General features: G+C 71.3%; 9 protein-coding genes. 4 read left to right on the top strand and 5 right to left on the bottom strand.

Annotated features, from left to right (window positions below; translation table 11 throughout):
• Positions 1-62: 62 nt before the first annotated feature.
• From ACTG9Q_RS05745 to ACTG9Q_RS05735, 3 genes are all read right to left on the bottom strand, one after another.
• Complete coding sequence (locus ACTG9Q_RS05745; RefSeq protein WP_455571553.1) at positions 63-926, bottom strand: DUF5753 domain-containing protein; 864 nt, start codon at positions 924-926, stop codon at positions 63-65.
• A gap of 88 nt (positions 927-1014) precedes the next feature.
• Positions 1015-1251: a hypothetical protein gene (locus ACTG9Q_RS05740; RefSeq protein ID WP_455571552.1), complete on the bottom strand. Its 237-nt coding sequence runs from the start codon at positions 1249-1251 to the stop codon at positions 1015-1017.
• A gap of 171 nt (positions 1252-1422) precedes the next feature.
• On the bottom strand, positions 1423-1635 hold the full coding sequence (locus ACTG9Q_RS05735) for a hypothetical protein (protein ID WP_455571551.1): 213 nt from the start codon (positions 1633-1635) through the stop codon (positions 1423-1425).
• Positions 1636-1894: 259 nt separating this feature from the next.
• Here ACTG9Q_RS05735 and ACTG9Q_RS05730 point away from each other — a divergent pair, with 259 nt between their 5' ends.
• Together ACTG9Q_RS05730 and ACTG9Q_RS05725 are read left to right on the top strand one after the other, a co-directional pair.
• Positions 1895-3076, top strand: a complete 1182-nt coding sequence (locus tag ACTG9Q_RS05730; RefSeq protein ID WP_455571550.1) for a helix-turn-helix domain-containing protein — start codon at positions 1895-1897, stop codon at positions 3074-3076.
• A gap of 51 nt (positions 3077-3127) precedes the next feature.
• A complete protein-coding gene (locus ACTG9Q_RS05725; RefSeq protein ID WP_455571549.1) occupies positions 3128-4003 on the top strand; it encodes a DMT family transporter in 876 nt (291 codons plus the stop codon).
• A 115-nt stretch (positions 4004-4118) separates the two neighbouring features.
• Here the strand turns inward: ACTG9Q_RS05725 and ACTG9Q_RS05720 are convergent, their stop codons facing one another.
• Positions 4119-8693, bottom strand: coding sequence for a beta-ketoacyl synthase N-terminal-like domain-containing protein (locus ACTG9Q_RS05720; RefSeq protein ID WP_455571548.1), 4575 nt, complete (start codon positions 8691-8693; stop codon positions 4119-4121).
• A gap of 420 nt (positions 8694-9113) precedes the next feature.
• On the opposite strand from ACTG9Q_RS05720, the gene ACTG9Q_RS05715 reads away from it, so the two are divergent.
• Together ACTG9Q_RS05715 and ACTG9Q_RS05710 are read left to right on the top strand one after the other, a co-directional pair.
• Positions 9114-9794 (top strand): ScbR family autoregulator-binding transcription factor, encoded by a 681-nt coding sequence (locus tag ACTG9Q_RS05715; RefSeq protein WP_455571547.1) that lies wholly within the window; start codon positions 9114-9116, stop codon positions 9792-9794.
• Positions 9748-10440: a hypothetical protein gene (locus ACTG9Q_RS05710; RefSeq protein ID WP_455571546.1), complete on the top strand. Its 693-nt coding sequence runs from the start codon at positions 9748-9750 to the stop codon at positions 10438-10440. The genes ACTG9Q_RS05715 and ACTG9Q_RS05710 overlap by 47 nt, the downstream gene beginning before the upstream one ends.
• Here the strand turns inward: ACTG9Q_RS05710 and ACTG9Q_RS05705 are convergent.
• Positions 10437-11315, bottom strand: a complete 879-nt coding sequence (locus ACTG9Q_RS05705) for an SDR family NAD(P)-dependent oxidoreductase (RefSeq protein ID WP_455571545.1) — start codon at positions 11313-11315, stop codon at positions 10437-10439. The two genes, ACTG9Q_RS05710 and ACTG9Q_RS05705, sit on opposite strands and share 4 nt — an antisense overlap.
• Positions 11316-11370: the final 55 nt, after the last annotated feature.

Below are 11370 nucleotides of genomic sequence, written 5' to 3'. Positions count from 1 at the left end.
CAGCACCGTCAGCACGACCGCCGCGACAAATCCCAGGACCAGCAGTCCGAGTGCGGTCCTGCTCATGGCAGCAGTCCGGAGATCAGGGCCAGGGACGCGCCTGGGTCCAGCGCCTGCCGCTGCACGTTGTCGAGCAGATGGGCGAAGTAGGCGACCGTCTCGGCGTCGTGGGTGTGGTGGACGGCCAACCGGCCGTATTCCACCATCACTGGCGGTGTACCCCAGATGAGCTGGAAACTGCCCCCGGCATCAACGAGCGTGTCAGCGGTGGCGGGGATGACCCGGATGCAGACGTTCTCCCGCTCGCCCATCTCCACCAAGTGGGCAAGTTGGGCACGCATCACCGATGGGGAGCCGACCCTGCGGTGCAGGACGTGCTCGGTGGTCACCCATAGGAAGTCCAGTGAGTCATCGCTGTCGGTCAGGGCAGACTGGCGCCGCTCCCGCGTCTCGTGCTGCGTGTCGTCTGGTGCGGTCAGGGCGTCGGCGTAAGTCTGGGTCTGCAAGTGCGGTGGCACCAGCCACGGGTCGAAGACCGTGACCTGTTCGGCGAAGGCTTCCAGTCCCAGCACCAGGTCGGTGTCACGCGGGATGGCGTGCCCGGCTATCCCAGCTGGTGCTGTTCCACGGCCGCGTGCCGCAGTAAGCAAGGACGCCAGGCGCTGGAACAATTCCATCCGGCCCAGGCGGTTGCACACCACCTCGATGGCGGGCTGACTCAACAAGTTCTTGCCGGCCAGCGCTTGGGTCACCGATGCCCTGGACACCCCCAGCCACGACGCCACCGTCGCGTGAGTCACTCCTGTCTCGACAAACAGCCACTCCAACTCAAACCGCAACACCCGCCGCGCCTCCACCGGGTACAGCGCCATCCGGGGCCGCTCACGCACGGAGACGACTGGCGCCTGGTCCGGTGCGGCGGTCACGATCTGCCCTCCTGCCGCCACCACCACCACATCCCAAGCCGCACCACAAAGCCCAACGCGACAAGCACTTCGAGCACCAGCACCATGCTCATGTCGTCAACTCCGGGTCGGCGTTCTCCTTGCAACGCAAGCGGTATTGCTCCACACAGCGCACCAAGGCACCGTGCAAGTCGCGATACCAGCGTTCCGCGAACGCCGAGCGCTCCAGCCCAGCACTGCGCTCGCGCGCAACCTCCAGCGCCGCGACGTACGCCTCGTAGTAGGCGAGACGTTCCAGATCAGTTGCGCTGTCGGGCAGCGTGGAGAGCATGAAGTGGTCGACCACCTCAGGGACGTTCGCCGACCTCGGCCACGGCGGCACCATCCAGCACTGAGGGTCGCGCAGGGAACGGAGGCCGCCACCCGGCACATGAGCCAAGGCGTCCGCAGCACCTTGCGTGATGACCAAAGACGGCGTTGACATGAACACAGCTCCAAAGTGATTGCGGGCAGGGGATCAGCGCACGACCGATGGCAACCGTGGATGCTTCTTGGCCGCCTCACGGACCTTCTGGTAGCCGCGCTCGGCGGCGTTGGCGACGACCTGTTCCACGGCCGAGGTGCAGCTCATGGCGACGAAGCTCAGAGTCGAGAGCTCCAACACCGACAATGCCACCGTGAGTGTGACTTGCTCAGGCGGCTTCGGCGGGACGGACTGCTTCTTACTCACGGCCACGCTCCACTGGGTCGGCAGCATTGGGTGGCACCCGGCGCCGGGGGCTGCTTGCACTGCCACGGGGAGGCCGTCGGGGGAAGCAAGTGCGTTTGTTCTCGACGCCGGGTGCCTGGTTCAAGGCTGTTATCTGGGGCAGAGATGGAACAGACCGCTCAGCGCTCGATATCCGCTCACGAACCGCCCAGCACAGTCAGTGACCAGGCGAAACGGATGCGCTACGGTTCTGGTCGGGCGTGAGTACGGAGGTAACCGGATGACCAGGCGGCCAGGTTTGGCGAAGGCCAGGCGGCGGGCTGGTCACACGCAGGAATCGCTTGCCGAAGCACTCAGGGTCGGCACGTCGACCGTTCGCCGCTGGGAGGCGGGCGGTCAGCCTGCGGCGCACATCATCCGGCGGTTGGCAGAGGTGCTGGGGATCAGCACGGTTGAGTTGGACACCCTCTTGCACCCCGAGGCCGCACCCTCGACCATCGCAAGGCAACCGAGTCTTGAGGGAAGCGGGCTGCCCGTGCCACGCACCATCCACGCCGAGCTGCTGACCCAGTACGAAACACTGACCAACGCCTACCGCCAACTCGACTACCAAGCCGGATCAGCGACGGTCTATACCGAGACAATCGCCCAGCTCACTCGCCTGTTGAGCATCGCCGACAACGTGCCGTCTGCGCTCTACCAGCGCTTCGCCCTGGCGCTTGGGGATACCGCCCAGCTTGCCGCCTGGCTGGCGATCGACCACCAGGATTACGGCGCAGCGCGGCACTACACCTCGTTGGCGCTCTCCAGCGCCCAAGAGGGCGAAGACCCCGAGCTGCACGCCTACGTGCTGGGGATCATGAGCTACATCCACCTGCACGCTGGTCGCGGCCCGGACGCCGTGCGTTTGTTGGTCGCGGCCTTGCGCTTGGCTGAGAACCCCCGCTTCGGCATCAGCCGAGCCGTGCACTCCTGGCTGTCGGAAGCCATCGGCGAGGCATACGCCCTGTCCGGTGACCAACAGGCCGGAGCACGCGCACTGGCCCACGCTGAACGACTGTTCGATCAGGTGACACCTGCCGACGTACCGGCCTGGCTCGGCTTCTTCAACGGCACCGAGCACGTCATGCGGCTCAAGGGGCGCTGTCTTGTCCGGCTTGGTGACGGAGCGGCCGCCACAACCGCGCTGGAAGAAGCGCAGCAAGCGTTGCCCGCGCACTACGTCCGTGAGCGCTCAGGAACGCTCATCGACCTGGCCACGGCGCAACTTATGCCGAAGCAGCCTGGCCAACCTGCGACAACCGAACCCGAGGCCGCCGCCGCAACCGCCCTTGAAGCGTGGAGCCTGGCTGTCCAGACCGGCTCAGCCCGGAATCAGCGGCGCGTGCGCGAGCTGGTGCCGCAGTTCAAGCCGTACCGCCAGCTCGGTTCGACGCGGGCACTGCTGGAGGCGGTCAACTAGCATCAGCGCGGTGACTAGGAGTAACGCCACCCCAAGCCACCGCGATGGCCGATGAGCCGACGAAACTGGTTGCTGCTCGGGGCGCTGTCGGTTCTCTGGGGTGCGGCCTACCTGTTTATCGCCGTGGCCTTGCGCGGCTTTTCGCCGGTTGTGGTGGTCTTCGGTCGCGTGGTGCTCGCCGCCTTGTTCCTTCTGCCGTTGGCGATCCACCGGGACGTATTGAAGCCGCTACGGAAGCATCCGTGGTGGGTGCTGGTGACCGTACTTTTTCAAGCCACCGCCCCGCTGTTGCTCCTGACCTATGGCCAGCAATGGCTTTCCGCTGGTCTAACCGGTGTGCTGATCGGAGCGCAACCGCTCTTCGTGGCTCTACTGGCTACCTGGTTCGCACCTGACCAGCGGCCACGCGGCCTTCGGGGTTTCCTCGGCCTGCTGCTGGGGTTCGCGGGCGTGGCACTGCTGTTCGGGGTGGACATCCGGAAGAGTGAGCATTTGCTTCTCGGCGGAATCCTGGTCACCGTGGCTGCCTTCTGCTACGCCATCGGCTCAATCCTCATTCACCGCAAGCTGGGATTCGCCCAACCGCTCGGCGTGGCCACCTCGGCAATGGTGGTGGCCAGCACCGTGTTGGCCGTTCCAGCCATGCTATCGCTTCCCGATCAATGGCCACCCATGTCGAGCGTGCTTGCGCTCATAGCATTGGGTACGGTCTTTACGGCACTGACACTCACCGTCTTCTACGGCCTGATCGCTGGTGCCGGCCCCAGCAAGGCAACATTGGCCTTCTACTTGTCGCCTGGTGTAACTGTAGTGCTCGGCTGGCTGTTCCTGCACGAGCAAGTGCGGTGGTCAACCGTGTTGGGATTGGCGGCGATTGTGGCGGGATCGGTGCTGGCTGCGAGCATGTCAAAGGTCGAGGCGCAGTGAAGTTGGATCATCTGGGCAGACTTGTCACCAGATAGTGGTGGGTCAGGCAATTGGATGCGCTTCAACCTTCGATCCAAGAGCACCGACCGGTGGACGCGCCGCCGGGCATGGGAGGTCAACGTGGCCGCGGGCGCACAAGAGAGCGCAGCAGGGCGGGTGGCTCGGTCCCGGTGAGTTCCAGCTTCGCCGGGACCAGCTGGCTGTCGGGCCGGGCGAGGGCGGCGTCGAGCAGGCGCAGGGCCTCGGGGTCGGTCAGGGTGCCGACCGGGGTCTGGGTGACCAGGCACGGGGCCGCCGCCGACCAGTGGCCCCAGGCCAGGCTCGACCCGGCCAGACCCCGGGCCCTGCGGTCCTCGGCCAGCGCGTCGAAGAACGTGTTGGCGGCCGAGTGCGCCGACTGCCCCGCGGCGCCCAGCACCCCCGACGCCGAGGAGAACAGCACGAACGCCGAGAGGTCCATGCCCGCCGTCACGGCGTCGAGGTGCAGCGCCCCGGCCACCATGGGCGTGAGCACCCGCTCGATCCCCTCCCGGGTCTGGTCGGCGAACGAGGCGTCGTCGGCGGTGGCGGCCAGGTGGAACACCCCGTGCAGCGGCAGGCGCGGATCGATCCCGGCCAGCACCCGCTCGACGTCGGAGAGCACGGCGACGTCGCAGGCCGGGATGCGGACCGACTGCGCGCCCGCGTCCAGCAGGGACCCCACCACCTCCGACGCCGTGGCGGTGAACGGGCCCGCCCGCGAGGTCAGCACCAGGTGGCGCACCCCGTAGCGGCGCACCAGGTGCAGCGCCAGCAGCCGGGCCAGCTCGCCGGTCCCGCCGGTGATCAGCACCGTCCCGCCGGGGCCGAGCGGCCGGGGCGGCGCGTCCGGGGCGACCGCCCGCACCAGCCGGACGGCGCGGACCTTCCCGTCCCGCACCACCAGCTCCGGCTCGTCGGTGACCGCCAGCGCCGCCGTGACGTCCGCGCCGGGTGGGGCGTCGATGAGCCGCAGCCGGTTGCCGTGCTCGGCCCGCGCGGCCCGCACCAGGCCCCGCACGGGCGCGGCGGCGAGGTCCCCGCGGGTGACCCACACCAGCTCGGTGCGCGCCAGCCGGGCGTCGGCCAGCAGGTCCTGCAGGACCGTCAGCGCGGCGGAGGCGGTCGCGCGGACGGCGTAGGCGGTGTCCGGCCCCGTGGTCGCGGGCACATCGATCACCAGCCGCGACGGCGGCGGCATCGTGCTCAGCGCGGGCAGGTCCGACAGCGACCACGTCGTCCCCAGCAGCGCCGACGACGCGCTCACCGGGACCGAGTCGACCCGGTACAGGTGCCGCGCCGGGTCGCCCGCGCGGACCTGCTCGGCGGTCACCGCGCGCAGGAGCAGCTCGTCGACGTAGGCGACGGGCATGTCCGCCTCGTCGGTCACCCACAGCCGCGCGACGCTGTGATCGCCGCGGTCGGTCAAGTCCAGCCGCACCCGCAGGTACGCCCCCGGCGACCCGTAGAGCGTCACCCCACGCCAGGACACCGGCATCAGGGCCTCGGTGGCGTCCGGGCGCAGTGCCGCCATGGTGTGCAGGGCGGCGTCGAGCAGGGCGGGGTGGACGCCGTCGAAGTCGCCCTCCAGCTGTTCGGGCACCCGCACCAGGCCGAAGGCGCTGTTCCCGCGGCGGGCCAGCTCGCTCAGGCCGCGGAAGGCCGGGCCGCAGGAGACCCCCAGCGACGCCAGCCGCCCGTGCAGGCCGACGACCGACACCGGCTCGATGTCGGGCACCGGCCACTCGGTCCAGCCGGGCTCGTGCTCGACCCACTCGGTGACGATCGTGCCCACCGCGTGCAGGGTCCAGCCGTCGGGGGTGTCGCCGGGCTGGGAGTACACCGCGATCGGGCGCACCCCGTCGACCTCGGCGCCGACGGTGACCCGCAGCCGGACGAAACCGGTGGCGGGCAGCACGAGCGGGCGGGCGAGCGACAGCTCCCCGATCCCGGCCGCGCCCACCTGGTCGGCGGCGGCCGCGGCCAGCTCCACCAGCCCGGTCCCGGGCACGACGACAGCGCCGAAGATGCGGTGCTCGCCCAGCCACGGGTGCGCCTGCAGCGAGAGCCTGCCGGTGAACAGGTGCCCCTCACCGTCCACAGTGGAGGTCACCGCGTCCAGCCACGGGTGCGGCAGCGCCTCGGGGCTCACCGACCGCAGGTCGCCACCGGAGCGCGCGACGGGCAGCCAGTAGCGCTCGCGCCGGAACTCCGAGGACGGCAGGGCGACGCGCCGGGCGCCGCGGCCCGCGAACACCGCGGCCCAGTCGACGTCCTGCCCGGCCACGTGCAGCGCGCCCAGCGCGGCCAGCACGTCGCGGGGCTCGTCGGCGCCGCACAGGCTGGGCACGAACACGCTCGGCGACTCCGGCGGCAGGCACGCCCGCGCCGTGGCGGTGGGCACCGGGCCCGGCCCGCACTCGAGGTACCCGCCGATGCCCGCGTCCTCCAGCACCCGGACCGCCTCGGCGAAGCGCGCGGCGCCGTCGAGCTGGTCGATCCAGTACCCGGGCTCGCGCACGCCCTCGCCGGGGGCGAGGTCGGGGCCCATCCACTCGGCGGTCATGGCGCTGACCATCGGCAGCTCGGGCGCGGACAGCTCGCAGGACCCGACGACGGCGCCGTACTCGGCGAGCGCGTACCCGGGGGCGGGCAGGGGGGCCGACACCGTGAGCCGCCGGGTCCGGCAGCCCAGCGCGGCGAGCCGGTCGACGACGGCCAGCACCGCGGGTTCGGCCCCGGAGACGATGGTCTCCCCCGGGTCGCACGCCCCCACCACGGTGACGTCGAGGTCGGAGACCACCGCGATGGTGTCCTCTTCGGACAGCGACACGGTGGCCATCGCCCCGCCGGAGCAGGACCGCAGCAGCCGCCCGCGCGCGGCGGCCAGCCGGGCGGCGTCGGGCAGCGTCAGCACGCCCGCCACGTGCGCGGCGGCCAGCTCGCCGACCGCGTGCCCGGTGACGGCCGAGGGCAGCACGCCCCACGAGACCCACAGCCGGAACAGCGCGACCTGCACGGCGAACAGCGCGGGCTGGGCCAGCCCGGGGTCGTGCACCGCGGCCTCGTCCGCGCCGAAGACCGCCGCGCGCACCGAGCCGCCGACGTACGGGTCCAGCTCGGCGCACACCGCGTCGAATGCCTCGGCGAAGACGGGGAAGGCGCCGTACAGCGCGGCCCCGGTGCCCAGCCGCTGCACACCCTGGCCGGTGAACACCACCGCCAGTCCGCCGTCGGCGGCGTGCTCGGGCTCGACGAGGCCGTCGGCGACATCGCGCAGCGCCGAGGCCAGCTCGGCGGAGGTCCGCGCGGTGACACACGCCCGCACCGGGAACGCCGTGCGGTGCACCGCCGCGGTCATCGCGACGTCGAGCACCGAGGTGCCCGCGGCGATCCGGTCGGCCCACCGCCGGGCCTGCGCCCGCACCGCGGCCTCGTCGTGGCCGGACAGCACGACGGGGTAGGCGACGCCGTCGGGCTCGCGGACGGGCGCCGCCGCGACGGCGGGCGCCTCCTCCACGATGATGTGGGCGTTGGTGCCGCCCAGGCCGCGGGCGGACACACCCGCCCGGCGCGGGCGCCCGCGCGACGGCCAGGCCCGCGCGGCGGCGAGCAGCGTCAGCGGCCCGACCAGGTGCGGGGACGGGTTCTCGGCGTGCGCCGACGGCGGCAGGGTCTCGTTGCGCAGCGCGAGGATGACCTTGATGACCCCGGTGACCCCCGCGGCGGCCTGGGTGTGCCCGACGGTGGACTTCACCGAGCCGATCCACAGTGGACGGTCCCGGTCGTACACCGCCGCGATCGCCGCCGCCTCGGCGGCGTCCCCGCGCGCGGTACCCGCGCCGTGCGCCTCGATGGCGTCGACGTCGTCGGGGGTGAGCCCGGCCGCGGCCAGCGCGGTCCGCAGGACGAGCGCGTCGGACCCGCCGTCGGCCACCGCCGACCCGCGCAGCAGGGCCAGGATCTCGTCGCCGTCGGCCTCGGCGGCGGCCAGCGTCTTGAGCACCAGGACGCCGCAGCCCTCGGCCCACCCGGTCCCGTCGGCGTCCGCGGCGAAGCTCTTGCAGCGCCCGTCACCGGCGTTGTCCTCGCCCACGCCGCACTCGACGAACGCCGCGGGCGTGCTCATCACCGTCACCCCGCCCGCCACGGCGACCGCGCACTCGCCGCGGCGCAGGGCGTCCATCGCCAGGTGCAGCGCGACCAGCGACGACGAGCACGCGGTGTCGACGGTGACCTCGGGACCGCACAGCCCCAGGGTGGCGGCCACCTTCGCGGCGAGGCCGCCCGCGTGACCGCCCATGGCGACGTGCCGGTCGAGGTAGTCGGTGGCGCCGAGGTACACCCCGGTGCGCACGTGGGAGTCCGGCCGCACCCCGGCGCCCTCCAGCGCCTCCCACACCGTCTCCAGCGCGACGCGCCGCTCGGGCTCCATCGCCTGGGCGGCCAGCGGGGAGACCCCGAAGAAGGCCGCGTCGAAGCGGTCGGCGTCGCGCAGGAAACCGCCGCCGCGCACGGTGGCGTCGAGGTCGAGGCCGTCCCAGCGGGCGGGGAACGCCTCGATCGCGTCACCGCCGCTGGTCAGCAGTTCCCACAGCGCCGCCGGGCTGTCGATCCCGCCAGGCAGTCGGCAGGCCATGGCGACCACGGCGATCGGCTCGGACCCCGACATGCGCCCCACTCCCCACTAGATCCGCTCCGGACAGCGACCGCGCCCGCCTCCCCCGAGATTGGGCTGGAACCGGCGGACCGGTCCCTGGAGATCGCTGATCCAGTGATGCTCGAAAGATAAAACCGACCGGCCGGTTTGTCAACGCTCCAGGGCCGGGAGCCATAAGGTCTGATAACAAACCTGAGCGATCACCGCAAAGTGGCTCTCAGCAGCGAATCTACCAAGGCCCAGCGCCCCTGCCCACCGCCTGGGGCAAAGTGCCTACCTGCGGAGCAGTGGGTTCCACGACCGTTCAACCAGGCAAAATCTGGTGACCCAGGTCACAATATGCCGAAACAAACCTACCGGGCGGTTTCTTTCTGGGCCGTTTGGTGTCAGGATCTCCCTGCGAGACACAGCGGCGTGGAAGGGCAGGACACAGTGGCACAGCAGCGAGCGGAGCGGACCCGTACCCAGATCCTCGACGCTGCCGCCGCTGTCATCGACCAGCACGGCTTCCAAGGCGCCCGGCTCTCCGGCATCCTCGCGACGGCGGGAGTCACCAAGGGCGCATTCTACTTCCACTTCTCCTCCAAAGAGGAGCTCGCGCACGCGCTCGTCGACGAGCAGTTCGCCGTCGACGACGCGCCGCCCGAGCCCGCATCGTTCGGGCTGCAGGAAGTCATCAACCTGACCCACCAGCTCGCACACGCTTTACTGACCAACGTCCGGGTGCGCGCCAGCGTGCGGCTGACCGTGGAGACGGGCAGCTTCATCGCCCCCCGCCCCGAGCCGTACCTGCGCTGGATCGGCGTGGCGCGCAGGCACCTGGAAGCCGCCCAGGAACGCGGCGACCTGCACAAGGAACTCGACCCCACCGTGGTGGCCACCTGGGTGTCCGGCTCATTCCTCGGCATCCAGATCCAGTCCGAGGTGCTGACCAGCCGCGCCGACGTCCACGAGCGCATCACCGACATGTGGCGCATCGCGCTGCCCGGCCTGGTGCCGCCATGGCGCCTGGCCACGTTCTCCCCGTCCGGCACGGTTTCACCCGCCGAGCTTTCCGGAGGATCCCATGACCAGGCCCTTTCACCGGCTGAGGCTGGTGTGCCTCAACCTTGACGGTGTCCTGCTGCCCGACACCTTCAGCCCCGTCATCCACCGACTCCTGACCGCGCACGGCGTGGCGTACACCAGCGAGCTGGAGCGCCTGATGCTCTCCCAGCCCCGCGAGGTCGCCGGATCGATCCTGGCATCGGCCGTGCGCATGCCGTGGACCTGGCAGCAGGCCGTGTCCGCGTTCTTCGCCGAGCGCGAGCGCTACCTCGCCGACAACCCCATGCGGCTGCGCAAGGGCGTCGGCGAGCTGGTCGACCTCCTCGGCGAGAAGGGCGCCACGCTCATCTGCTACGGCGGCATGGACCGCCAGGCCTTCGACGAGTTCCTCGGCCCGTGGCGTGAGCGCTTCGCCGCGCCGCAGTACATCAGCACCAACGACTACCGGCCCGGCATCCGCGAGATCATCGGCTACTTCGGCGTGGAGCCGACCGAGGCGCTGTTCGTCGACGACGTCAACCGCTTCGCCGAGTTCGCCAAGGACATCGGCGTCGGGTTCGTCGGGATGCCCAACGAGCACCCGCACAGCTTCCAGCACGCGCACATGACCGAGACCGGCGTGCGGCACGTGGTCTGGTCGCTGCCCGACATCGATGACGCGCTGCTCGACCAGCTCGACCGCGAGAGCGCCGCGGGCACGGTCTGGGACTAATCCTTCAGCAGGCGCTCGGACAGCTCCCAGAGGCGGGCGGCGTTCGCCGGGTCCGACGCGTAGGCCATGTGGTGGCCCTCGGGCAGGTCCGCGGCCTCCCAGGGCCGGGTGACCGCGCAGTTCTCCACGATGTGGCCCGGCGCGTCCGCGGCGGTCGCCGCCCAGACGACGCTGGCGGCGGCCTGCTGGACGCTCTTCCACCCGGCGGCCGGGGACGGGGCGCCGCGATCATCGGTCCAGCCCTGCGCGCGGAGCTGGGCCGGGGGGAGGTCGCGGATGATGTCGGTGAACACCAGACCGGGCATGACCGCCGCGGCCGGGTGGGCGCGGCGGTGGAACTCCAGGGCGAACAGGGCGTTGGCGGTCTTGGACTGCCCGTAGGCGGCCCAGTGGTCGTACGGGCGGGTGCGCCAGTTCGGGTCGACGGGATCGACGTCGGCGCGGCGGTGCGCGCGGGAGGACAGCACGACCACCCTGGCGTCCTCCAGCGGGATCGCCGTGGCCACGGCGAAGTGGCCCAGGTGGTTGACCCCGAAGTGGGTCTCGAAACCGTCCGCGGTGCGGGTGAGCCGGTCGGTCAGCACGCCCGCGTTGAGGACCAGCAGGGTCACCGGCGTCCGCACCGACCGGACGAAGGCGGTGATCGAGGCGCGGTCGGCGAGGTCGAGCGGGGCGTAGACCGCGCCGATGCCCGCGGCGGCGGCCCGCCCCTTGACCGGGTCGCGGCCGGTGACGACCACCCGCGCGCCCGCCGCCGCCAGGGCCCGCGCCGTCTCCGCGCCGATGCCCGCGGTGCCGCCGGTCACGACCGCGTGCGTGCCGCTCAGGTCGTGGCCGCCGAGCACGTCACCGGCTGTCGAGTGCCTGTCGAACACGTCTGCCTCATCCCGTCGGCGCATTGTCGGGGCGGGTGCTTCACGAAGGCAACCG

It is taken from the genome of Actinokineospora lacus (assembly GCF_053813445.1).
The sequence above is the reverse complement of the archived record's forward strand: the minus strand, read 5'-3'. Positions and strand labels throughout refer to the sequence as shown.